This is a genomic window from Flavobacterium johnsoniae (genome assembly GCF_001879205.1).
GTDB classification, from domain to species: domain Bacteria; phylum Bacteroidota; class Bacteroidia; order Flavobacteriales; family Flavobacteriaceae; genus Flavobacterium; species Flavobacterium johnsoniae_A.
The window spans coordinates 118,547-142,576 of sequence record NZ_MLFK01000007.1 but is presented as its reverse complement, the minus strand read 5'-3'; the positions used below and the strand labels follow the sequence as shown (position 1 = coordinate 142,576).

At 34.8% G+C, this 24,030-nt stretch carries 22 protein-coding genes; 17 read left to right on the top strand and 5 right to left on the bottom strand.

The window, feature by feature from the left end; all coding sequences use genetic code 11:
• Positions 1-49: 49 nt before the first annotated feature.
• The 10 genes from BKM63_RS12215 to BKM63_RS12170 all read left to right on the top strand — a co-directional run bounded on the left by BKM63_RS12215 (position 50) and on the right by BKM63_RS12170 (position 11,414).
• Positions 50-1,063: an AAA family ATPase gene (locus tag BKM63_RS12215; RefSeq protein WP_071636862.1), complete on the top strand. Its 1,014-nt coding sequence runs from the start codon at positions 50-52 to the stop codon at positions 1,061-1,063.
• A 152-nt stretch (positions 1,064-1,215) separates the two neighbouring features.
• Entirely contained in the window at positions 1,216-1,830 is a 615-nt protein-coding gene (locus BKM63_RS12210; RefSeq protein WP_071636861.1) for a hypothetical protein, read from the top strand.
• Between the two features lie 67 nt (positions 1,831-1,897).
• Complete coding sequence (locus BKM63_RS12205) at positions 1,898-3,184, top strand: DUF58 domain-containing protein (protein WP_071636860.1); 1,287 nt, start codon at positions 1,898-1,900, stop codon at positions 3,182-3,184.
• Between the two features lie 126 nt (positions 3,185-3,310).
• Entirely contained in the window at positions 3,311-4,396 is a 1,086-nt protein-coding gene (locus tag BKM63_RS12200; protein WP_071636859.1) for a phosphoglyceromutase, read from the top strand.
• 182 nt (positions 4,397-4,578) lie between these two features.
• The gene (locus BKM63_RS12195) at positions 4,579-5,367 is read left to right on the top strand and encodes a TrmH family RNA methyltransferase (RefSeq protein WP_071636858.1); all 789 of its coding nucleotides are present in this window, start codon (positions 4,579-4,581) and stop codon (positions 5,365-5,367) included.
• A gap of 203 nt (positions 5,368-5,570) precedes the next feature.
• A complete protein-coding gene (locus BKM63_RS12190) occupies positions 5,571-7,793 on the top strand; it encodes a RelA/SpoT family protein (RefSeq protein ID WP_071636857.1) in 2,223 nt (740 codons plus the stop codon).
• 88 nt (positions 7,794-7,881) lie between these two features.
• On the top strand, positions 7,882-8,346 hold the full coding sequence (locus BKM63_RS12185; RefSeq protein WP_053471018.1) for a Fur family transcriptional regulator: 465 nt from the start codon (positions 7,882-7,884) through the stop codon (positions 8,344-8,346).
• 90 nt (positions 8,347-8,436) lie between these two features.
• The gene (locus BKM63_RS12180; protein ID WP_071636856.1) at positions 8,437-9,708 is read left to right on the top strand and encodes an adenylosuccinate synthase; all 1,272 of its coding nucleotides are present in this window, start codon (positions 8,437-8,439) and stop codon (positions 9,706-9,708) included.
• Positions 9,709-9,763: 55 nt separating this feature from the next.
• Positions 9,764-10,348 carry an NUDIX domain-containing protein gene (locus BKM63_RS12175; RefSeq protein WP_071636855.1) on the top strand — a complete coding sequence of 195 codons (585 nt, stop codon included), beginning with the start codon at positions 9,764-9,766 and terminating at the stop codon, positions 10,346-10,348.
• Positions 10,349-10,517: 169 nt separating this feature from the next.
• Positions 10,518-11,414: a L,D-transpeptidase gene (locus BKM63_RS12170; RefSeq protein ID WP_071636854.1), complete on the top strand. Its 897-nt coding sequence runs from the start codon at positions 10,518-10,520 to the stop codon at positions 11,412-11,414.
• A 120-nt stretch (positions 11,415-11,534) separates the two neighbouring features.
• Here the strand turns inward: BKM63_RS12170 and guaB are convergent, their stop codons facing one another.
• The 4 genes from guaB to BKM63_RS12150 all read right to left on the bottom strand — a co-directional run bounded on the left by guaB (position 11,535) and on the right by BKM63_RS12150 (position 16,208).
• Complete coding sequence (gene guaB, locus BKM63_RS12165; protein ID WP_071636853.1) at positions 11,535-13,007, bottom strand: IMP dehydrogenase; 1,473 nt, start codon at positions 13,005-13,007, stop codon at positions 11,535-11,537.
• Positions 13,008-13,332: 325 nt separating this feature from the next.
• Entirely contained in the window at positions 13,333-14,727 is a 1,395-nt protein-coding gene (locus BKM63_RS12160) for a DUF5723 family protein (RefSeq protein ID WP_071636852.1), read from the bottom strand.
• Positions 14,724-15,269 (bottom strand): hypothetical protein, encoded by a 546-nt coding sequence (locus BKM63_RS12155; protein ID WP_071636851.1) that lies wholly within the window; start codon positions 15,267-15,269, stop codon positions 14,724-14,726. The genes BKM63_RS12160 and BKM63_RS12155 overlap by 4 nt, the downstream gene beginning before the upstream one ends.
• 72 nt (positions 15,270-15,341) lie before the next feature.
• Entirely contained in the window at positions 15,342-16,208 is an 867-nt protein-coding gene (locus BKM63_RS12150) for a hydroxymethylglutaryl-CoA lyase (protein WP_071636850.1), read from the bottom strand.
• A gap of 292 nt (positions 16,209-16,500) precedes the next feature.
• Here BKM63_RS12150 and BKM63_RS12145 point away from each other — a divergent pair, with 292 nt between their 5' ends.
• Positions 16,501-17,115: a SatD family protein gene (locus BKM63_RS12145; RefSeq protein WP_071636849.1), complete on the top strand. Its 615-nt coding sequence runs from the start codon at positions 16,501-16,503 to the stop codon at positions 17,113-17,115.
• The gene (locus BKM63_RS12140) at positions 17,112-17,825 is read left to right on the top strand and encodes a DUF3307 domain-containing protein (RefSeq protein ID WP_071636848.1); all 714 of its coding nucleotides are present in this window, start codon (positions 17,112-17,114) and stop codon (positions 17,823-17,825) included. The genes BKM63_RS12145 and BKM63_RS12140 overlap by 4 nt, the downstream gene beginning before the upstream one ends.
• Here BKM63_RS12140 and BKM63_RS12135 read toward each other — a convergent pair.
• Positions 17,814-18,845: a quinone-dependent dihydroorotate dehydrogenase gene (locus BKM63_RS12135; protein WP_071636847.1), complete on the bottom strand. Its 1,032-nt coding sequence runs from the start codon at positions 18,843-18,845 to the stop codon at positions 17,814-17,816. The genes BKM63_RS12140 and BKM63_RS12135 overlap by 12 nt on opposite strands.
• A gap of 261 nt (positions 18,846-19,106) precedes the next feature.
• Here BKM63_RS12135 and BKM63_RS12130 point away from each other — a divergent pair, with 261 nt between their 5' ends.
• The 5 genes from BKM63_RS12130 (at position 19,107) to BKM63_RS12110 (ending at position 23,912) form a co-directional block, all read left to right on the top strand.
• Positions 19,107-19,685 (top strand): hypothetical protein, encoded by a 579-nt coding sequence (locus BKM63_RS12130; protein ID WP_071636846.1) that lies wholly within the window; start codon positions 19,107-19,109, stop codon positions 19,683-19,685.
• A gap of 78 nt (positions 19,686-19,763) precedes the next feature.
• On the top strand, positions 19,764-20,687 hold the full coding sequence (locus BKM63_RS12125; RefSeq protein WP_071636845.1) for a DUF6515 family protein: 924 nt from the start codon (positions 19,764-19,766) through the stop codon (positions 20,685-20,687).
• Positions 20,688-20,784: 97 nt separating this feature from the next.
• Positions 20,785-21,927, top strand: coding sequence for a formylglycine-generating enzyme family protein (locus BKM63_RS12120; protein ID WP_071636844.1), 1,143 nt, complete (start codon positions 20,785-20,787; stop codon positions 21,925-21,927).
• Between the two features lie 119 nt (positions 21,928-22,046).
• Complete coding sequence (gene pepT, locus BKM63_RS12115) at positions 22,047-23,324, top strand: peptidase T (RefSeq protein WP_071636843.1); 1,278 nt, start codon at positions 22,047-22,049, stop codon at positions 23,322-23,324.
• Complete coding sequence (locus BKM63_RS12110; protein ID WP_071636842.1) at positions 23,325-23,912, top strand: YdeI/OmpD-associated family protein; 588 nt, start codon at positions 23,325-23,327, stop codon at positions 23,910-23,912.
• The last annotated feature ends 118 nt before the right edge of the window (positions 23,913-24,030 follow it).

Below are 24,030 nucleotides of genomic sequence, written 5' to 3'. Positions count from 1 at the left end.
AGACAAAAAGTGCAGCGCAAATAACCAATTCAAAGAAAACATATAAATCATGGATGATATTAATAGACCAGAACCAGAAATCACAAATGAAAATGTGAATTTTGAAACCCGAATAAACCTAAGTCCTCTTTTAGATCATGTAAATGCTATTAAGAAAGAATTAGAAACCGTAATTGTTGGGCAGCATAAAATGGTCGATCAGCTTTTGGTTGCAATTTTATCAAACGGACATGTTTTGTTAGAAGGTGTCCCTGGTGTTGCAAAAACAATTACTGCAAAACTGCTTGCCAAAACTTTAAATATTGGTTTTAGCCGAATTCAGTTTACGCCGGATTTAATGCCTTCTGACATTTTAGGAACTTCTATTTTCAATTTAAAAAATTCAGAATTTGAGTTCAAAAAAGGACCTATTTTCTCTAATTTAATTTTAATTGATGAAATCAATCGTGCTCCGGCAAAAACCCAGGCTGCACTTTTTGAAGTAATGGAGGAACGCCAGATTACAATTGACGGCTCAGCATATCAATTAGAAGCCCCGTTTTTGGTTATTGCAACGCAAAATCCAATTGAACAGGAAGGAACATATCGTTTACCTGAAGCACAATTAGATCGTTTCTTGTTTAAAATTACCATCGATTATCCAAAATTAAACGAAGAAATTCTGATTATTCAAAGAGAACATTTATTACAGGATCATGGTAAATTAGAAGCCATAAAAACGATTCTTTCATCATCTGAAATAAATCAATACCAAGGATTAATCAAGCAAATTAGAGTTGAGCAGAACTTACTGGAATACATTGCGAGAATTGTAGTAAATACGCGTGAAAATGCCTTTTTATATCTTGGAGCCTCGCCTCGTGCTTCTATTGCAATATTAAATGCTTCAAAAGGTTTTGCAGCTATCCGCGGACGCGACTTTGTTACTCCCGAAGATATTAAAGAAGCGGCAATTCCGGTTTTACAACACCGTGTTATAGTAGCACCGGAACGTGAAATGGAAGGAATTACGAGTTCAGAAATCATTAAACAAATCATTGAAACTGTCGAGATACCTAGATAAGTGGGCAGTTGCAGTTTATAGTCGCAGTTTACAGTCGCAGTTTACAGTCACAGTGGGCAGTTGCAGTTTACAGTGAGACTGAAAACTGAGACTGAGACTGAAAACTGAGACCGATAACTGAGACTAAAAACTGAGATTAAAACTATAAAAAATTGAACGCAAATAAATTAATTATCCTATTCTCACTTTGGATTCTGGCAGTTAGCTTTAAATCTTCGGATAATCTTGTTTTAGAAAATGGAAAAAAAACATTTTATTTTGCAAGTGATAAACAACAGATTGAAAGTTTAATCCGTAAAATGTATGAATGGGTTGAAACAAAAAACTCAAATCAGGATTTTGATCCTTTAGAAAACAAAAAAGGAGATAAATATACAGGACTAAATCTCACTGCACATAAAAAAAGATTGGAAGAACTTAAAAAAACAAATTTCTTCTCGCAGCAATTTTTAGACAATTACAATAAAATTGCATTGCAAATTGATGCCAATTTAAAAAGCAGAAAAATAGAATGGCTTGTGGGTGATATGCCTCCATTTGGCGGAGATTCAAATGCATGGTGCAACTGCCAGGATTATCCTGATGCTTATTGGAAAACAATGGCCGTCAACAATCTTAAGATTGAAAATAACAAAGCCTCTTTTTACTGGACCTGGTCCTGGAAAGGCGATTTTAAATACAAAGCTGCGGCAGTTAAAGAAAATGGCACCTGGAAAATTTCTTATCTCGAAGGCTTTGATTTTAATGGGTTCACCAAAATATATTAGTAAAATATAAAACTAAGAAAACTTGAAATTCATAAAAAGTTTATACCTGAATAATTTCTTCTTCTATATGCTGTTGGGCATTATAGGGTTATTTGTCTGCGCTTTTATATTTCCGAATTTATACAATGCAGTCTGGTTTGTCTTTTTGATTTTATTTACCTTCCTCGGGCTTGATATTCTAATTTTGTACTTGAACAAAATTGGAATAGATGCCGAAAGAATCGCACCAGAAAAGCTTTCAAACGGAGATTTAAATCCGATAAATATTCAAATTAAAAATCATTATACTTTTCCTATTTTGGTCAAGATAATTGATGAAATCCCATTTCAGTTTCAGGTACGTAATTTTAAAATTGTAAAATCAATCAAAGCATCAGACCAAAGAGAATTTGGTTATGATCTTCGCCCTACAGAACGCGGCGAATATCATTTTGGCTATTTAAATGTGTATGTTTCTTCGCCGTTACGATTAATTTCGAGAAGATTTTCTTTTGCAAAAGATCAAATGGTGCCTACATATCCGTCTTATATTCAATTAAGAAAATACGATTTACTGGCTTTTTCGAATAATTTATACCAATACGGAATCAAAAAAATACGCCGAATTGGACATACGATGGAATTCGAACAAATCAAAGAGTATGTTCAGGGCGACGATCTTAGAACCTTAAACTGGAAAGCCACTGCAAAGAAAAATGCATTGATGGTCAACCAATTTCAGGACGAAAAATCCCAGTCGGTTTATATGGCGATTGATAAAGGACGTGTGATGCAAATGCCTTTTAACGGACTGAGTTTATTAGATTATGCTATAAATTCGACTTTGGTTTTATCCAATGTCATTCTCAAAAAACAAGATAAGGCCGGGCTTTTCTCTTTTTCTAAAAAAGTAGAAAACCGCGTTTTTGCCGAAAGAAGAGGCTCGCAGATGCAAAAAATTCTGGAGACCTTATACAACATAAAAACTGATTTTTTTGAAAGTGATTACAGCCGTTTATACGTTGACATTAAGAAAAACATCAACCAAAGAAGCTTGGTTATTCTGTACACCAATTTTGAAACAATGGATGGATTAAACCGTCAATTACCTTATTTAAAAGGAATTGCAAAAAGCCATTTACTGGTTGTTGTCTTTTTTCAGAATACAGAATTAAATGACATTATCAATAAAAAAACCGATACCATTCAGGAAGTTTACGATAAAGTAATCGCCGAAAAATTTATGTTCGAGAAACGTTTGATTGCTAACGAATTAAAGAAATACGGAATACATTCGGTTTTAACCCAGCCAGAAAATCTGACCTTAGACGCCATTAATAAGTATTTAGAGATTAAGTCGAGGGGAATTTTGTAAAGATGTAAATGCATGTTGTGAAAATGTAAAATGAGTATTATTAAGACATCAAGTTCATAAGTTAAATTTAAGAATGATCAAAAATCTTTGAATCTTTGTTACCTGAATCTTCGTAAATCAAAAAATATGAAAAAGTCAATTTTAATTCTATTCATTTTAACAAGCTTTTTATCTTCTGCACAAAAAACAGAAAATATTATCATAATAACTACTGACGGATTTAGGTGGCAGGAAGTCTTTAAAGGGTTAGATCCGGCGATTGCAAATGATAAAAAATTCAATCAGGGAGACAGTACTTATATTTATAAAAAATATTCGGCTTCAGATTTTGCAGCTTCACGCCAAAAAATCATGCCTTTCTTTTGGTCAGAAATTGTATCAAAAGGGCAAATTTATGGCAATCGTGACCTTGGAAACAAAGTAGATGTAGCAAATCCGTATTGGTTTAGTTATCCAGGATACAGTGAAATTATGACCGGAAATGTTGATGTTAAAATAAATTCTAACGGTTACAAAGCCAATCCAAACGTAAATGTTCTGGAATTTTTAAATAAACAGCCCAAGCTAAAAGGTAAAGTCGCAGCTTTTGGAGCGTGGGATGCTTTTGACCGAATTTTAAATGAAGAAAGAAGTGGTTTTCCGGTAATTTCTGCTTTTGATAATTTGGGCGGGAATAAACCAACTCCGTCTCAAAAACTCTTAAACGAAATGCGAAACAATTCGTATAAGCCATTTCATGAAGATGAATGCCTGGATGTTTTTACTCATTATCAGGCAATGGACGAGCTTAAAACCAAGAAACCAAAAGTATTATATATCGCTTATGGCGAAACCGACGAATGGGCACATCATGGACATTACAGATCGTATTTAGACGCTGCTAATCAAGTAGATAAATGGATCCAGGAAATCTGGGATTTTGTACAAAATGATCCTCAGTATAAAAACAAAACTACTTTATTGATAACGGTTGATCACGGACGCGGTGACAAAGTAAAATCGCAATGGACAGACCATGGCGCAGATGTTGCGGGCGCATCACAAATTTGGTTTGCTGCAATGGGGCCTGAAATCACTCCAAAAGGAGAAATCAAAACAGATTCTCAATTATATCAAAAGCAATTTGCCCAAACCATTGCAAAAATCATGGCCTATAACTTCACAACAGATCATCCCGTAGACAGCGAGGTTAAAGAAATTTTCGAAAAATAATTTTCTTTTTTTGCCACAAATTACACGACTTTTCACAATTTATTTTGATAGTTTTCAATTATCATTCGTGTAAATTCGTGTAATTTGCAGCAAAATAAAAACCTTTGCCTCTTTGTTGCTTTGTAACTTTTAAAAAAAACTCAGTACCTTAGCGCCTTAGAAACTTAGTCGCTTAAAAAAAAATGAAACAAATCACTTCAGTTCAAAATCCGTTTATTAAATCGCTTGCTTTATTACAGGAAAAAGCAAAAGCCAGAAAACAAACCGGAACATTTTTGATTGAGGGACAACGTGAAATTTCATTAGCAGTAAAAGGCGGTTACGAAATTGAAACACTTTTATTTTTACCGGAATTAGTTACGGAAAATCAAATAAACAAATTAGTTTCTTCATCGGTTCAGTTAATCGAAATCAACAAGGAAGTTTATCAAAAACTGGCGTATCGCGACACAACTGAAGGCATTTTGGCAGTAGCCAAAACTAAATCTTTAAAATTATCTGATTTAAAGCTATCGGATAATCCATTAATTTTAGTAGCTGAATCTCTGGAAAAACCGGGAAATATAGGCGCAGTTCTGCGTACTGCGGATGCAGCCAATCTTGATGCTGTTTTAATCGCAGACCCAAAAAGTGACTTATACAACCCTAATATTGTTCGGTCGAGCGTTGGCTGTTTGTTTACCAATCAAATTGCCACCGGAACAAGTGAAGAAATCATTGCTTTTTTGAAAGAAAAAAAGATTGATTTTTACTGTGCTACGTTACAAAATTCAACTTCATACCATACGCAAAACTTCACCACTCCTACTGCTCTGGTTGTGGGTACAGAAGCTACAGGTTTAACTCAGAAATGGCGTGATGCCGCAACGCAAAATATTATTATACCAATGCAGGGGGAAATAGACAGCATGAATGTTTCGGTTGCCGCTGCAATTTTAATTTTTGAAGCTAAAAGACAGAGAGGTTTCTGATTTTAGATTTTAAGCATCTTTTTTTTCTGTCAGACTGAGAGAAGTCGAAGTTCTTTTCTGGCATATAAAAAATCTAAAATTAAGTGATCTAAACATAAAAAAACTATCCCGAGGCTTCGCGACTAAAGTCTAAAATCTACAATGCCAAAACCCTTGTGTATGTTCGAACTTATTCTTATTTTTAGTACTTGAACTATGCCGTTATGATAGAAATAGATATTGAAAAAGAAAACAAAGCGATTGCGCAGGAATACAAGGAATTACTTAGAATTAGTTATCAAACTTTAACGCCAGCTGACAAAAAATTAATTCGGAAAGCTTTTGATGTTGCTGTTGATGCTCACAAAGAACAAAGACGTAAATCTGGCGAAGCGTATATCTTTCATCCTATTGCAGTTGCAAAAATTGTTGCCTCAGAAATTGGTCTGGGTGCGACCTCTATTGCTGCGGCTTTATTGCACGATGTTGTTGAAGATACACCGATGACTGTTGAAGATATTGAGCGTTTATTTAATCCAAAAGTGGCTCAATTAGTTGAAGGTTTAACCAAGATTTCGTTAGTTCAAAAAGACTTAAATGCATCCATGCAGGCGGAGAATTTTAGAAAAATGATCCTGACATTGAACGATGATGTACGTGTAATTTTGATAAAACTGGCTGATCGTCTTCATAATATGCAGACCATGGATTCGATGGCTGAATACAAACAGACGAAAATTGCATCGGAAACACTTTATATTTATGCGCCTCTTGCCCACCGTTTAGGACTTTACAACATCAAAACCAAATTGGAAGATTTGGGTTTAAAATATACAGAACCAAACGTTTATAATGACATTGTAAGCAAAATAAGAGAAACAAAAGAAGAACAGGATTCTTATATCAAAGACATCTCAGATGTTTTAAAAAAATCTTTGGATGTTGAAAATATCGATTATATCATAAAAGGCCGTCCAAAATCTATCTATTCTATTCGCCGTAAAATGCGTGCGCAAAATGTAAGTTTCGACGAAGTATACGACAAATTTGCCCTTCGAATTGTTTACAAATCAGATCCTCATGATGAAAAGTTTATTGCCTGGAAAATCTATTCGATCGTAACAGATCACTACAGACCAAGTCCGAGTCGTTTACGTGACTGGATATCCTCTCCAAAATCAACTGGTTATGAAGCACTTCACATTACCGTTATGGGACCAAAAGGCCGCTGGGTCGAAGTTCAGGTTCGAAGCGAACGTATGGATGAAATTGCTGAAAAAGGCTATGCAGCACATTATAAGTATAAAAATGGCGCAACAGAAGAAAGCGGCTTAGATACTTGGCTGAACTTACTTCGTGAAGCGTTGGAGAATCCGGAAACGAATGCAGTAGATTTTGTGGAGGATTTCAAAATGAATTTGTATTCAAAAGAAATCTTTGTTTTTACTCCGAAAGGAGAAATAAAATCATTGCCAAAAGGTGCAACTTCTCTTGATTTTGCGTTCAGCATACACTCTGAAATTGGAATTAAAACAAGAGGAACTCGTGTAAATGGACGTCTTGTCCCTTTAAATCACGAATTAAAAAGCGGTGATCAGGTCGAAGTTATCACATCTGCCAATCAAAAACCAACCGTTAACTGGCTGGAATATGTAACAACTTCGCGAGCAAAAAATAAAATTAAAAACGTTCTTAACGAAAACACCAAAAAAATTGGTGAAGAAGGAAAAGAATTACTTACCCGAAAACTTAAACATTTAAAAATCACACTTAACGAACAAGTAACAAACGAGTTAGTTAACTTTTTTAAATTAAAAACCAGTTTAGATTTATTTTACCGAGTTGGAATTGGTGCGATCGAAAATCAGCAGTTAAAAGATTATGCGGCGCAAAAAAGCAATACGTTTATCAATTTCTTTAAAAATAAAATCAAAAGAAATAAAGATACAACTGCAGCCGAAGATATTCACAAACCGATCATCAGCAGTAATTATGACATGCTGGTTTTTGGAACAGAACATGATAAACTGGATTATAAACTTTCGCAATGCTGTAACCCAATTCCGGGTGACGATGTTTTTGGTTTTGTAACCATTAACGAAGGGATAAAAGTGCATAAAAAAGACTGTCCGAATGCTATTGGAATGCAGTCGAATTATGCATACCGAATCATGAGTGCCAAATGGATAGACTCTTCTCAAGAAGAATTTAAGGCGATTATCAATATTACAGGAATGGACGTTTTAGGGCTTACCAATCAATTAACGCGTGTAATTTCTAATAATATGAGCGTTAATATTCAAAGCATTTCTTTGAGTACCGATGCCGGAATTTTTCATGGACAGATTGCCGTTATTGTTCAAAACAATACTATTTTGAAAAAAATGATCAATGCCATTAAGAAAATTGACGGCGTTGATAAGGTTACGAGAGAGTACAGAACCTAACTTTTTAGGGAAACTATAAGTTTTTTGTAACGAAACTTTAAACCCGAAACTTTTATTCATTAAAAATAAAAAATTATCTTTGCAGGATATGACACTTATTTCAACTGACAACACTAAGAATCAAGAAATTGTAAAAAATGTTTTTACAATGTATCTTGAACAAAAAGGGCATCGCAAAACTCCTGAGCGTTATGCTATACTTCAGGAAATTTACGATAGCGAGGAACATTTTGACATAGAAAATCTATACATCAAAATGAAAAACAAAAACTACCGTGTGAGCAGGGCTACGCTTTACAACACGATTGAGTTATTGTTAGACTGCGCTTTGGTTAGAAAACATCAATTTGGACAAAATCAGGCTTACTACGAAAAATCATATTTCGATAAACAGCACGATCATATTATCATGACAGATTCGGGCGAAGTAATTGAATTTTGCGATCCAAGAATTCAAACCATCAAAAAAACTATCGAAGAAATTTTTGATATTGAAATCACAAATCATTCGCTTTATTTCTACGGAAACAAAAAGCAAAGTTCACAGTCTTAGAAAAAGACTTTTTCAAAAAAATTAAAAAAAGAAAATTAACTACATAATCAGTAGGACAACTTAGATTGTCCTAACGCAAATTAAAACAGAATGACCGTAGATTTATTACTAGGATTACAATGGGGAGATGAAGGTAAAGGAAAAATTGTTGACGTTCTTACCTCAAATTATGATATTATTGCACGTTTTCAAGGAGGACCAAATGCAGGACATACATTAGAATTTGACGGAATTAAGCACGTACTTAGAACTATTCCTTCTGGAATTTTCCACAAAGATTCAGTAAATATCATCGGAAATGGTGTTGTAATCGATCCTGTAGTTTTTCAAAAAGAGATCGAAGGTTTAGAGAAATTTAACCTTGACATCAAAAAGAAATTAATCATTTCAAGAAAAGCACATTTAATTTTACCAACTCACCGTTTGCTTGATGCTGCTTCTGAAGCATCAAAAGGAAAAGCAAAAATTGGTTCTACTCTTAAAGGAATTGGCCCTACTTATATGGACAAAACCGGTAGAAACGGTTTACGTGTTGGTGATATCGAATTAGAAGATTTCAAAGATCGTTACAGAGCTTTGGCTGACAAGCACGAAGCTATGATTGCATTTTATGATGTTAACATTCAATATAATTTAGCTGAACTTGAAAAAGAGTTTTTTGAAGCTATCGAAGAATTAAAAAAATTAGATTTTATCGACAGTGAAGAATACATGCACCAGGCTCAAAAAGCAGGTAAATCTATTCTTTGTGAAGGAGCTCAAGGTTCATTATTAGATGTTGATTTTGGAACTTATCCGTTTGTAACTTCATCTAACACTACTGCTGCTGGAGCCTGTACAGGTTTAGGAATTGCTCCTAACAAAATCAAAGAAGTGTACGGAATTTTTAAAGCTTACGTTACTCGTGTTGGAAGCGGGCCTTTCCCTACTGAACTTTTTGACGAAGTTGGGGCTACAATGGCGAGAGTAGGTAACGAATTTGGATCTGTAACAGGAAGACAAAGACGTTGCGGATGGTTAGACCTAGTAGCTTTAAAATATGCCGTTCAGGTAAATGGAGTTACGCAGTTAATGATGATGAAAGGTGATGTTCTTTCTGGATTTGAAACTTTAAAAGTTTGTACAGAATACAACTACAAAGGACAAAACATTTCTCACTTTCCTTACAACATTGAACCAGAAAACGTTACTCCGGTTTACAAAGAGTTTAAAGGATGGAAACAAGATTTAACAGGTTTAACAACTTACGATCAATTACCAATTGAGCTAAAAGAATATATTGAGTTTATTGAAAAAGAAATCGAAGTGCCAATCAAAATTGTATCGGTTGGACCAGACAGAAAACAAACAATAACAAAATAATACATTTAAACGCTCTGAAAATCAGGGCGTTTTTTTTTATGAAACTATTTTCGAAATGAGAACAAATCCAGAAATTGAAATAACGGAAACCAAATTATTATCTGACAATTGGTACGTATTAAACAAAGTGACTTTTAACTATAAAAAGGAAAACGAAAAAACAGAATCACATATTCGCGAAGTATACGACCGTGGCAATGGTGCCGGTATTTTATTGTATAATACGTCTAAGAAAACAGTTATCTTAACAAGACAATTTCGCTTACCAACCTATCTTAACGGAAACAAAACCGGAATGATGATTGAAATCTGCGCAGGACTTTTAGACAAGGACAATGCCGAACAGGCCATTATTCGTGAAACCGAAGAAGAAACCGGTTATCGTTTAAAAAAAGTAGAAAAAGTGATCGAAACCTATATGTCTCCGGGATCTGTTACTGAGATTTTATATCTTTTTGTTGGAGAATATGACGAAAGCATGAAAGTAAGCGACGGCGGCGGACTTGATGTTGAACAGGAAAATATTGAAGTTCTCGAATATACTTTTGACCAGGCATATAACATGATTGAGTCAGGAGAAATTACAGATGCAAAAACTATTATGCTGTTGCAGCATGCAAAGATTAAAGATTTGATTTAATTAAACAGCACCATACAGAGAGCTTTGTCAAAGTTTTGAACTTTGACAAAGCTTTTTTTAGCAGAACATCTTATAGCTGTAAAATGAAAATCAAGCAAACAATCCAAAAAATTATGTAACCCTTTTGAGCTATCATAGTCATAACTTTATCTTCATAAAAACACGACCTATGAAAAAGTTATATTATACAGCAAACGTAGTACTTATATTAATGTTAGCCTTAGTTGTTTCTTGCAAAAAAAGCGATACTATCAACTTGACTGACAATACAGAAAAAGCAAAACCAAAGAAGAAAATTGAATACAAGAAACCGGAATCAACCGTTTCTTATCAGATTGAAAAAACAAAAGATTGGTTAAAAATTAATGAAGCTGACAGCAGTAAAATGGACATTGTTTATGCTTTAAACAGAACGGATAAAGCAAATTTTAAAAAATTAGATTCAGTTGTAGTTCCCGCAGATTTTAGCGGCGATCTGGTTTACTATCTGCCATTCCCGCTTCATGTTAACGCTTTAGAAGAGGTTTCAAAAATTATTATTTTCTCTTATCCAACGCAGACTTTTGCCGCTTACGAAAATGGTGAATTGGTTTATACAGGTCCAACAAATATGGGTAGAAAAAAAGACCCTACACCAACTGGATTATTTTTTACCAATTGGAAAGCAGAAAAAACAACCAGTACTTTTAATGACGAATGGGATTTAAAATGGAATTTTAATATCGAAAACAAATTAGGAGTTGGCTTTCATCAATACGAACTACCAGGTTATCCGGCTTCTCACTCTTGTTTAAGATTATTAGAAAAAGATGCTAAATATCTTTACAAATTTGCCGATGAATGGATTTTGAAAGACAAAGAAAATGTAAAAGTAAAAGGCACACCTGTTGTAGTATTTGGAAGCTATGATTTTGACGGCCCAAAACCCTGGTTGAAATTAGCTTCAGATCCAAAAGCTTTAAATATTTCAGAATCTCAGATTGAAAGTGAAGTAAAACCTTTTATTCAAAAGATACTGGAAAATCAAAAAGTGAGAAAAACAGAACAACAGACTGCTGCTCTTTAAATTATTTTGAACTTAGATTTTCAATTTCCTAAAAATAAAATCTAAACTCATTTTATAAAAACAAAAAAAGGCATAAGAAACTGATTCTTATGCCTTTTTTGATATTTGAAAAACTGAAAATTATCTAGAATAATTTGGAGCTTCTTTTGTAATGGTTACGTTGTGCGGGTGACTTTCAGTAATACCGCTTGAAGTGATTCTAACGAAACGTCCAGATTCCTGTAAAGTTGGGATATCTTTTGATCCGCAGTATCCCATTCCGGCACGAAGACCTCCAATAAATTGAAGCATACTTTCGTTTAATTCACCTTTGTAAGGAACACGACCAACAATACCTTCCGGAACTAATTTTTTAACGTCGTCTTCAACATCCTGAAAATAACGATCTTTAGAACCTGTCTGCATCGCTTCAACAGACCCCATTCCTCGGTATGATTTGAATTTTCTTCCTTCAAAAATAATAGTTTCACCCGGAGATTCTTTTGTTCCTGCTAATAATGAGCCTAGCATCACACAGTCAGCACCTGCAGCGATTGCTTTAGGAATGTCTCCTGTATAACGAATTCCACCATCTGCAATAACCGGAACTCCAGTTCCTTTAATTGCTGCGGCAACTTCTAAAACTGCTGAAAATTGAGGAAAACCAACACCTGCAACGATACGTGTAGTACAAATAGAACCTTGTCCAATTCCTACTTTAACACCATCAGCACCACTTTCTACTAAATATTTAGCAGCTTCCGGGGTTGCAATGTTACCTACAATTACATCAATATTTGGAAATTTTGATTTTACTTCTTTTAATACATTTACAACTCCTTCAGTATGACCGTGTGCTGTATCAATAATAATTGCATCTACACCGGCAGCAACTAAAGCTTCAGCTCTTAGAACTGCATCTCCGGTAACTCCAATGGCAGCTGCCACTCTTAAACGACCAAAAGAATCCTTATTAGCGATTGGCTTTTGAGTCAATTTTGTAATATCTCTAAACGTAATTAAACCAACTAATTCGTTTTTAGCGTTTACAACTGGTAATTTTTCGATTTTATGACCTTGTAAAACTACTTCGGCCTGCTCTAATGAAGTTCCTTCGGCAACCGTAACTAAGTTTGTACTTGTCATAACTTCAGCGATCGGTCTTGCTCCATTTTTTTCGAAACGTAAGTCACGATTTGTTACAATACCTTTAAGGATTTTGTTTTCGTCAACGATTGGAATACCTCCAATACCGAATTCTTTCATGGCGTTTTTAGCGTCGGCAATAGTTGAATTCATTGGTAAAGTTACCGGATCGATGATCATTCCTGCTTCGGCACGCTTCACTTTTCTAACCTTCGCAGCTTGCTGCTCAATGGTCATGTTTTTATGTAAAACTCCAATTCCTCCCTCTTGCGCCATAGCAATTGCCATTGCACTTTCGGTAACTGTATCCATAGCAGCAGATACAATTGGAACGTTTAATGTTATGTTTCTTGAGAATTTTGATTTGATACTCACTTCGCGGGGAAGCACATTCGAGTAGTTAGGTACTAATAATACATCGTCGTAAGTTAAACCTTCGCCGATAATCTTGGAGTTGTGTGCTATCATGGTGCAATTTCTAGTTGAATTGCGTGCAAATATAGTGAATAAATTGCTAACTTAAATACTAACTTATTCATAAATTTAACTTTACAGGAAAATACTTATCATTTGAAATTTCAAAAATTAAATTCCAAATTCCAAAATGAAATCCAAAAAGTTCTCGACTTTGCGCGGACTGACAGAAATAAGCTTATATTAATATGATTGCGAAAAACTATTCTTTCTTATTTAAAACTCCAAAAAAATTAAATTCCAAATTGCGGTAAAAAGCGAAAAACAGAAACTCCTTTTTGGCATTTGGAATTTCATCCCGAAGCTTCGGGATTGGAATTTATTCCTTCGAATCCTGAAAAATAAAATTGAATCCAAATTGAAAGGCAAGACTATTAGCTTTCGTAACATCTTTATATTCGAAAACATTGTCTACCAAAGCATAGATATTAAGCTTTCCAAGTGTCCCTGAAATGCCCAAGCCAATATTTGTATTAGAATACGGATCGATTGTATAGGTAGCTTTAACATCTAGTTTTTCCAAAATGCTTCGTTTGTAAAAAGCAGTCAACGCAACATAAGGTTCGTTGGGCATTGTCATAAGAAATAATTGTGCGCCAATGTCATTTAAATATCTTTTCTCTCCTGAACCTTTACAATTGCATTCCCCATCATACCTTGACTCGCCAAAAGAATACTGTATCGAAGAATTAAATTTGACCGGACGCCAAGTGGTATATTTTGTATAAAGTTTCTCTTCAGGAATAGCTTCTTCAAAATCATCTAAAATATTTCCGGGTTCATCAGTAGTATCAAAAATAGGATTCACACCATTGTATATATAACTTCCTTTATAAGTTCGCGTTTCAACATCTTTGGACTGTCTTATAAAACCAACGTCCAGTATACTGGCGGTAAGCTGTAAATTGTCTTTAATATTATAGGTAATTCCGGCATCGAAACCTAAACCAAGACTTCCGTTAAAAAAAGTATTATGAGCTATATCTCTAGGAATACTGCCGTCATATTCGTCTTTTGTAAATTTTGCAATACCAGACGTTCTAAGTTCTAAGTTAGATTCAACTATTTGAGTGTACATATTTATTCCTGTACCCTCTGCTGTATAGATATATCCAGAATTTCGGGTAGAAGTTGCATTTGCACCGCTGGAATAAATTTTGGCACGCCCTCCTAAAACAAGTTTTTTATTTAGTTTTTTGTGAAAGCCAACATGAAAAACAGAAAGTACTTCGGCACGAACATTTAAATCGCCTAAATTGAAAGATTTTCCAATGTAATTCTGATTTCCGTCTACAGCCAAAATAGCAAGGTCTTTTGGAAAATACATTAAGAAATCAAACTCCTGATACGCTCCAAATGAAATATACGATTGACTTTCCCTACCCCCAACTCTAAATCCGCCCGAAAATATTTCAAGCTGCTCGTTGACCTGCGTTTTATCATTAGCCGATGATTTATTGATTATATTTCGGACTTTATCATTAAAATCTACGCAGTTGCTGGCAAATAAATCGTAAGCCGAGAAACTGCTCGAGCCTGTATTGACAGATACTCCTGATAAAAGCGGCATACCAAAATAATATTTATACGAAACATCGGCGCCCGGATTTACAAGTGAAGACTGCGGAATAGACGTAAAGTTGTACAGGATTTGCTTATTTTGAGCAAAAGAAAACTGCACAATAAGTATCAAAATTAAAAGTGCCTTTCTCATTCGAATCTCATATAAGCGATTGCACCTGATTTTAATTTTAAATTGCCTGAGATACTTCCAGTTCCGGCTTCGACCGTAACCAAAAAGCCTACTTTTACCGTTTTCTTTAACAAAGCCAGTCTTTCGCCTTCATAAACCTCAGCAGGATATTTTATAATATTGGAACCGCCCGTATAAGGAGGAACGGCTAAATGAATTGTTTCGAGTACCTGATCGTTTGCATCGATGAGTGCCAATTCAACCTTAAAACCTCTATTCATCGTATTTTCGATTTCGAAATTGAGTTCGGCTTTTACCAGATCTTCGTTTAAATATTTATTTTTAAAAACATCAAATTCTTCTACATCCGGCGGTATTTGGTGCGCTTGCCCGTCATCTGGAATTTGATTTGCTCTTAAATTAAAAAAAGCAAGGTTAGCAACCAGAACAGGTTCAATTTTAAAATCATCCACCTGATCAAAATCCAACTCACTCGAACAGGAGAGAAACAGAACTGCTGAAAGCAATATTACAGAGACTTTATTTATGAAATTAGGCATCATGTTTATTTTTTTAAGATAATCTTAAACGCTCATTTTTGTAAGATATTGCCTAAATGTACGAATAATTCCCTATTAATGAAATTTTCCAAACAATTTCGATGCTTCGTTATAAGCACTTTCAAAGCTTAAAGAATTAAGTCCTGTTATTTTTTTATTGGCTGTAAAATAAGAAATCAGCTTTTCTGTAGGCATATTTCCAGTCAGCTTATCTGTGGCCATTGGACAGCCGCCAAAACCCTGAATCGCGCCATCAAAACGAATACAACCAGCTTTTGCCGCCGCATTTATTTTTTCGAACCAGCTGTCGGGTGTTGTGTGCAAATGCGCTCCAAACTCAATTTCAGGATATTTCGGAATTAAATTAGAAAATAAATATGTAATAACATCTGGCGTAGAACTTCCAACAGTATCAGAAAGTGACAAAATTTTAACACCCATTCCGGCCAGTTTTTCAGTCCACTCGGCTACAATTTCAACATTCCACGGATCCCCGTATGGATTTCCAAAACCCATCGAAAGATAGGTTACAACCTCTTTATTTTTTTTATCAGCGATTTCCAGAATTTCTTCAAGAGTAATTAAAGATTCGGCTATAGTTTTATGCGTATTTCTCATCTGAAAATTTTCAGAAATAGAAAAAGGAAATCCTAAGTATTGAATCGCCTCATGTTCTGCTGCCAAAGACGCACCTTGTGTATTCGCAATTATCGACAGCAATTTACTGCTCGTTTGAGACAAATCTAATTGTGCTAAAACATCGGCCGTATCCTGCATTTGCGGAATCGCTTTTGGCGATACAAAACTTCCAAAATCAATTGTATCAAACCCCACACGAAGCAGTGCTTGTATATAGGTAACTTTATTTTTTGTTGGAATAAAAGTCTTGATACCTTGCATGGCATCTCGTGGACATTCGATAATCTTGATCTCTTTATTCAAAGCTTATTCATTTGTTAAGGCTAAGTTAGTTCCTTTTTTAAAGAAATAAAAATTAAGTATTTTGTTCTGTTTATTTTTAAAGACAGATGAACTTCTACAAGCACATTTAAAAGCTGGCTTATTAAACTTTTTAAGCCCATGTAAGTTTTACATTATTACACAATAATGTAATAGCACATGTTATTACCTAAAAATGTAATATTTTTAAATATTACCAAAAAGTGTAATAATAAAATATATTACTTATATTTGTAATACAAGTTTTATTATTTTTTAATTATATTTGATTGTTATGACTAGTGTAATTACAGGTGACATAATTGGTTCGAGACAACAGGAATCGCAGCATTGGGTTGAGGATTTAAAAAAAATCCTGACTCCGCTTGGCGAAACGCCTAGTCAATGGGAAGTATACCGGGGTGATGAATTTCAACTTGAAATAAAAAATCCTGAACAAGCCCTTTTGACGGCCATTTTAATAAAAGCACATTTAAGAGCTCTAAAATCTGATGCGAGAATGAGTATCGGTTTTGGAGATAAAACACATAATGCCCAAAGAATATCTGAAAGTAACGGAACTGCTTTTATAAATTCGGGAGAGCTTTTCGAAACTTTAAAAAAGCAAAAAGTAACTTTGGCCATGCGAACCGGTGACGCTGAAATTGATGAAAAGTTAAACTTAATGATTCAGCTGGCTTTGACTTTTATGGATAACTGGCTTGCACAATCGGCTGAATTTGTTGTTGCTGCCATAGAAAACCCATCACTTTCACAAGAAGAACTGGGACAAAAACTAGGTATTAACCAAGCCGCAGTAAGCCGAAGACAAAAGCGCGCTCAGTTTGATTTGGTTATGAATTTAGATCGTTATTTTAGAACACAAATAAAACAACTTACAGCCCCATGATTCTATTTATAAAACTGTTTCTGGCACATTTGTTAGGCGATTTTATCTGGCAGCCTAATTCCTGGGTTACCGATAAAGAAAGTAAAAAACACCAAAGTATCTACCTGTATCTGCATGTTTTACTGCATGGAATTTTAGCTGCAATTCTGGCCGGAGAACTCAGTTTTATTCCTTATGCGGTTTTAATTGCTGTTACGCACGGAATAATCGATCTGATTAAACTCAATTTCCAAAAAAACAAAACAAAACGCACTTGGTTTATTTTAGACCAGATTGCACATATTTTGGTTTTAATTGGAGTTGTACTTTTATACCAAAACAAAACCATCATCTACTTTTGGCAGGAAAATAATTTCTGGATTTTAATAACCGGAATTTTATTGATTACCAAACCTACATCTATTTTTATCAAAACCATCATTTCGATCTGGGCTCCAGAAAGCCAAAACAGCCATCAGGATAATTCGCTGATAGCTGCCGGAAATTATATTGGTATTTTAGAACGCTTATTTGTATTCGGTTTTATCTTAACCGGACATTTTGAAGCAATAGGATTTTTACTGGGTGCAAAATCTATTTTTAGATTTGGAGATTTGAAAGAAGCCAAAGACCGAAAACTGACTGAATATGTTTTAATCGGAACCTTAATCAGTTTTGGAATCGCAATTTTGGCCGGATTAATTGTTCAGGCGCTTCTATTACTGCCCTAAAACTTTTTTGTTTATCGCTTTTATTAATGCTGGCCCTTCATAAATAAAACCAGTATACAACTGAACCAGACTTGCTCCTGCATTTAATTTTTCGATCGCGTCATCGGCAGAGTGAATTCCTCCTACTCCAATAATCGGGAACGCCTTGTTGCTTTTTTCCGAAAGAAAGCGAATTACTTCTGTAGAACGTTTTGTTAATGGTTTTCCAGATAAACCTCCCATTTCAGATTGGTTTTGAGATTCTAATCCGTCTCTTGAAATAGTCGTATTCGTTGCAATTACGCCCGCAATCTGGGTTGTTTTTACAATATCAATAATATCTAATAATTGTTCATCTGTAAGGTCCGGAGCAATTTTTAAAAGAATTGGTTTTACCTTTTGAGTACTTATTTTATGCTTTTCGATATTTCGGTTTTGCAAAGTCTGCAATAAAGCCGTTAAAGGCTCTTTGTCTTGCAATGCTCTAAGGTTTGGTGTGTTTGGAGAACTCACATTTACCACAAAATAATCTACATGATCATATAACGCATCAAAACAAATGATATAATCGTCAACCGCATTTTCGTTTGGTGTAACTTTATTTTTTCCTATATTCCCGCCAATCAAAACTCCTGAATTCTTTTTCAGACGTTCTACAGCTTCAAGAACACCGCCGTTATTAAAACCCATTCGGTTAATAATTGCCTGATCCTCTTTTAAACGAAACAAACGTTTTTTAGGATTTCCTTCCTGACCTACGGGAGTTACCGTTCCAATTTCAATAAAACCAAAACCAAAATCAGAAAGCTCTTTGTACAATTTGGCATTTTTGTCAAATCCAGCAGCAAGTCCAACCGGGTTTTTAAATTTAATTCCAAAAACTTCTCTCTCTAAACGAGCGTCTTTTACTTCATAAATTGATCTTATAATTGACGAAACACCAGGGATTTTGGAAATAAATTTTACAAATGAAAAAGTAAAGTAATGCACTTCTTCAGGATCAAACCAAAAAAGTATCGGGCGAATTATCAATTTATACATAAGAGTTGTGTTGTTGTTATTTTGGCTGCAAATTTAAATATTATAGTTTAAAAAGGTGCTTTTTTAAAGAAAACAAATTACAAGAGTTTTCAAGTCAATTTCATAGAAAAATAAAAAACCAGACCAAATTCATTTTTTAAGGTTGCAAGTTATAAAATGAAACGACTTCAAGGCTTATCATGAGCTTGTTTGGCGTATATATTAATTAAATTTGATTTTTCCGGATTCCAAAATTAATATTTCATTAATACAGACTCAAAAATGTTCTCTACTAATTATTTTAGAAAAACAGTTTTTCTGGCCGTAATTTTATATTTAATCAACTATAACGGTATTATCGCTCAGGAAAGTAAAGAAAAAGCTTTTAGTCCGCATCATCAAATGGGCATTTCAATTAATCATGTCCATGTTTTTGAAGGAAGGGATGAGGAAGGAAATCGCGAAGTATTAAGCCTTCCGGCCTGGGGAGTTGATTACACTTTTCAGTTTCATAAAAAATGGGCTGTTGGACTTCATACCGATTTTGTAATTGAAAAATTTAAAGTCGAAAAAGTATATGCGAATGATGAAGATAAGGAAACTGTAGAACGAAGCTATCCGATTGCTCCGGCAGTTATGGGAATTTATAAACCAAATGAATCGTTAAGTATTCTTTTAGGGTTTGGAGGCGAATTTGCTAAAGAAGAAAACTATTTCCTGACCCGCGTTGGTTTAGAATACGGTTACGAACTCCCAAAAAACTGGGAAATATTTGGAACATTCAGCTATGACCTTAAATGGAATGCTTATGACAGCTGGGGAATTGGTTTAGGAATTGCTAAAAACTTTGGCAGAAAATAAACTATATTAAAATACTTACTTTGCTTTTAAATACAAGTTCTTTTTTTTAATAACTTTATCTAACTTAAAACACTGAAAATGAAAAATATAACAAAAACAATAAGAAAAACAGCATTAGCATGTTTAGCCGGATCGTTTTTTTTAATTTCTATTGACGGTATGGCGCAGCGTCGCGCCCATGGTGGCGGCAATGGGGTTCGGGGTGCAGCGAAAACAAGACCTGCTGTACAATCGCGCCCGGCAGTAAGCAGACCAACAACAACAAGACCTGGATCTAATGGATCTGGAACCAGAACCGTAAGACCTAACACTTCAAACCAAAACATTAATAATATAAATAATAACACGAGAAATTCAGGTAACCGAAACACCAATATCAGCGGAAATACCATAAATAGAAACAGAAACAATGTCAATATTAATGTGAATAACAGCATTCATGTACAAAATAATCGCAATACCATAGTGAGACCTGGCCCGAGACCATATGTTCGTCCTCCGTATGTATACGGCGGTTATCGATATCGAGCTTACCATCCGTATTATTTTCATCCATACACACCATTTTATTATGGACCAGTTTGGCATCCATGGGGATTTTTCGTGGCAACTCTGGCTGTTACAGCAATTGTCGTAAGTGTCGAAAGTACTCAATATCATTATGATCAGGGGGTTTGGTATACCTCAACAAATGGCGGTTATACAGCTGTACCAGCTCCAGTTGGAGGAACGGTAAATAATATTCCGAGTGGTGCCGAAACTGTAAATACCGGAACCGTAAACAATTATTATTACGGAGGAACTTATTATGAAAAAGATGGCAGCAGTTACAAAGTAGTCGCTCCAACTGCCGGAACCATTGTAGATAATCTGCCTGAAGGCGGTGAAGAAGTAACAATAGGTGATGTAAAATATGTTAAATTTGGAGAAACTTACTACCAGCCTATTCAGGTTGATGGAAAAAACAAATATGAAGTCGTTCAGGTTGAGAAAGACAGTTAATCTTATTAAATCTATAAAATTACTATACTATTAAAAATTATTTTTTATATTTTTGATGCAACTTATTGACACCCAATACCACTAAAAAACCATTACAATGAAAAATAAAACCTTTTGGATTTTCGCCTTACTAACAATCTCCATAATTTCAATCACTTATGGTGTTACAAAATTCATTACACCTAAAGAAAAGACAACAGAAACCGCTTTAGAATGTCACGAAACCCCAAATACTTCAGAAGCAGCGTCATTTAAACCCACTATTGAAAACAAAAATAAACCAGCAGGAAAAGCACCAAAAGGAATGGTTTGGATTCCGGGCGGCGAATTCTCGATGGGAAGTAATGTTGAAGATGAAAGTTTATGCAGTTTATCCGGCGTGACAAAAGATGCTGCTCCTATTCATCGTGTGTACGTTGATGGTTATTACATGGATGAAACTGAAGTAACTAACGAAGAATATGAGAAATTTGTAAAAGCGACTGGTTATGTTACTGTTGCAGAACAAAAACCAACCAAAGAAGAATTTCCAACCGCAGCCGAAGAAGATCTAATTACAGGTTCTGTAATATTTACCCCAACCCCATCTGCCGTAAATTTGAACAATTTTTTACAATGGTGGTCTTATGTTCCTCAAACCGATTGGAGACATCCGCTTGGACCTGAAAGTTCGATTAAAGGAAAAGAAAATTATCCTGTTGTGCATATTACTTATGAAGATGCTGCAGCCTATGCAAAATGGGCTGGAAAAAGACTTCCAACCGAAGCAGAATGGGAATTTGCAGCTAGAGGAGGAAAAACAGGAGAAATTTACGCCTGGGGAAATACATTAAAACCAAATGGAAAATTTCAGGCCAACATTTATCAGGGACATTTCCCTATTAAAGACGGCGATACAGGAGAAGACGGTTTTAAAGGCATTGCTCCTGTAAAACAATATGCACCAAACGCCTATGGATTATATGATGTGTCCGGAAATGTCTGGGAATGGACAAATGACTGGTATAGCGTAGACTATTATAAATCATTAAGCGAAAGCGGAAAAGTGGCTAAAAATCCACAGGGACCAAATTCCTACAACGACCCTAATGACCCAACACAGATAAAACGAGTACATCGCGGCGGTTCTTTTTTATGTACTGATCAATACTGCACACGATATATGGTGGGAACAAGAGGAAAAGGCGAAGTCAGATCAGCTGCCAATCATCTTGGTTTTAGATGTGTAAAAAGCATTTAAAAATATAAAAACGACTACAAGAAGGATTCTCTAAACAGAATCCTTTTTTTATTTTTCAGGATAAACTGCAAAAGATACCTCCTAAAAAAAATGTTTATATTTGCTAAAAATAAAAAGAAATGCAACATATCATAGATCGTTTTATCAGTTACATAACAATTGACACTGAATCAGATCCGAATTCAAAAACAACACCAAGTACAGAAAAACAGTGGAATCTTGCCAATAAATTAGTCGAAGAACTAAAAGCAATTGGATTAACAGATGTTACTATAGACGACAAAGCTTATATCATGGCGACACTGCCAAGTAATGTTGATCATGAAGTGCCGACAATTGGTTTTGTTTCTCACTTTGATACCTCACCGGACTTTAGCGGTGCTAATGTAAAACCTCAGATTTGGAAAAATTACGATGGAAAAGATATCGTTTTAAACGCCGAAAAGAACATTATCTTATCTCCTGATTATTTCAAAGACTTATTGCAGTACAAAGGCCAGACTATTATTACAACAGATGGAACTACCTTGCTGGGTGCCGATGATAAAGCAGGAATTACCGAAATTGTTTCGGCTATGGAATACCTTATTCAGCATCCGGAAATTAAACACGGAAAAATTAGAATTGGTTTTACTCCTGATGAAGAAATTGGTCGCGGCGCACACCATTTTGATGTTGAAAAATTTGGCGCTCAATGGGCCTACACAATGGACGGGAGCCAGATTGGCGAATTAGAATATGAAAACTTTAATGCAGCCGGAGCTAAAATTACTTTTAAAGGAAAAAGTGTTCACCCTGGTTATGCCAAAGGAAAAATGATCAACTCAATGCTGCTTGCCAACGAGTTTATTAACGAACTACCGACAGGAGAAACACCACAGGAAACTAAAGGTTATGAAGGTTTTTTCCACGTGCACCATTTGACAGGAAGCATTGAAGAAACTGTTTTAGAACTAATTATTCGTGACCACAATAAAAAGAAATTCGAGAAACGTAAAGAACTGATTGGAAAAATCGCCAAAAAGTTCAATAAAAAATTCGCTAAGAAATTTGGAGAAGATATTGTAATTACTGAAGTAAGAGACCAATATTACAACATGAAAGAAAAAGTACTTCCGGTAAAACATATTGTGGATATTGCCGAAAAAGCCATGCGCGAATTGGACATAAAACCAATTATTAAACCTATTCGCGGTGGAACAGACGGATCTCAATTATCTTTTATGGGATTACCTTGCCCGAATATATTTGCAGGCGGGCATAACTTTCACGGAAAATACGAATATGTTCCTGCCGAAAGTATCCAAAAAGCAACTGATGTAATTGTAAAAATTGCTGAACTTACTGCGATTCCAGGAATTTTTGATGTAACCGAAAAACCTAAAAGAAAAAAATAGTTGGAACCGGCTTCTGAAAATAAAGGCATTTGGAAATACGGCAGTCAATGGGAAGAAGAATTATTACTTCTTAAATCTATTCTTGATAAAACTGAACTGAAAGAAACCACAAAATGGGGCGGTCCGGTTTATGTTTATGAGAAAAAAAATGTCCTTGGCCTTGGAGGTTTTAAAGAATATTTTGCTATTTGGTTTTTTAATGGTGTTTTTCTGAAAGATGAAAAAAAGAAACTTTTGAACGCACAGGAAGACAAAACAAAATCGCTTCGACAATGGCGTTTTACTTCTAAAGATCAAGTAAATGAAAAAGAAGTTCTAGAATACATCGCTGAAGCTATTGAAAACGAAAAGCAGGGAAAAATCATCAAACCTTCCAAAAAAGAAGCAATTATTTCTGAGCTTTTGGAAAATGAAATGAGTAAAAACCCAGCTTTAAAAGAGGCTTTTGAGAAGTTTTCTCCTTACAAACAATATGAGTTTTTGGAATATATTGAAAGTGCAAAACAGGAAAAAACGAAACTTTCGAGAATCGAAAAAGTAGTTCCAATGATTTTAGCAAATGTGGGATTGAATGATAAATACAGATGAATTAAGTTTCAATCCCGAAATCTCTGTATAAATTTCAAATTCCAATCAATAAAAAAACCTTTATCGAAGTTTAAAAACTTTGATAAAGGTTTTTTATTGAAAATTTATCATCTTGCTG

Coding starts and splice junctions, on each gene's coding strand:
- BKM63_RS12215 (WP_071636862.1), top strand. CDS start 50: ATGGATGATATTAATAGACCAGAACCAGAAATCACAAATGAAAATGTG.
- BKM63_RS12205 (WP_071636860.1), top strand. CDS start 1,898: ATGCTGTTGGGCATTATAGGGTTATTTGTCTGCGCTTTTATATTTCCG.
- BKM63_RS12200 (WP_071636859.1), top strand. CDS start 3,311: ATGAAAAAGTCAATTTTAATTCTATTCATTTTAACAAGCTTTTTATCT.
- BKM63_RS12195 (WP_071636858.1), top strand. CDS start 4,579: ATGAAACAAATCACTTCAGTTCAAAATCCGTTTATTAAATCGCTTGCT.
- BKM63_RS12190 (WP_071636857.1), top strand. CDS start 5,571: ATGATAGAAATAGATATTGAAAAAGAAAACAAAGCGATTGCGCAGGAA.
- BKM63_RS12185 (WP_053471018.1), top strand. CDS start 7,882: ATGACACTTATTTCAACTGACAACACTAAGAATCAAGAAATTGTAAAA.
- BKM63_RS12180 (WP_071636856.1), top strand. CDS start 8,437: ATGACCGTAGATTTATTACTAGGATTACAATGGGGAGATGAAGGTAAA.
- BKM63_RS12175 (WP_071636855.1), top strand. CDS start 9,764: ATGAGAACAAATCCAGAAATTGAAATAACGGAAACCAAATTATTATCT.
- BKM63_RS12170 (WP_071636854.1), top strand. CDS start 10,518: ATGAAAAAGTTATATTATACAGCAAACGTAGTACTTATATTAATGTTA.
- guaB (WP_071636853.1), bottom strand. CDS start 13,007: ATGATAGCACACAACTCCAAGATTATCGGCGAAGGTTTAACTTACGAC.
- BKM63_RS12160 (WP_071636852.1), bottom strand. CDS start 14,727: ATGAGAAAGGCACTTTTAATTTTGATACTTATTGTGCAGTTTTCTTTT.
- BKM63_RS12155 (WP_071636851.1), bottom strand. CDS start 15,269: ATGATGCCTAATTTCATAAATAAAGTCTCTGTAATATTGCTTTCAGCA.
- BKM63_RS12145 (WP_071636849.1), top strand. CDS start 16,501: ATGACTAGTGTAATTACAGGTGACATAATTGGTTCGAGACAACAGGAA.
- BKM63_RS12140 (WP_071636848.1), top strand. CDS start 17,112: ATGATTCTATTTATAAAACTGTTTCTGGCACATTTGTTAGGCGATTTT.
- BKM63_RS12135 (WP_071636847.1), bottom strand. CDS start 18,845: ATGTATAAATTGATAATTCGCCCGATACTTTTTTGGTTTGATCCTGAA.
- BKM63_RS12130 (WP_071636846.1), top strand. CDS start 19,107: ATGTTCTCTACTAATTATTTTAGAAAAACAGTTTTTCTGGCCGTAATT.
- BKM63_RS12125 (WP_071636845.1), top strand. CDS start 19,764: ATGAAAAATATAACAAAAACAATAAGAAAAACAGCATTAGCATGTTTA.
- BKM63_RS12120 (WP_071636844.1), top strand. CDS start 20,785: ATGAAAAATAAAACCTTTTGGATTTTCGCCTTACTAACAATCTCCATA.
- pepT (WP_071636843.1), top strand. CDS start 22,047: ATGCAACATATCATAGATCGTTTTATCAGTTACATAACAATTGACACT.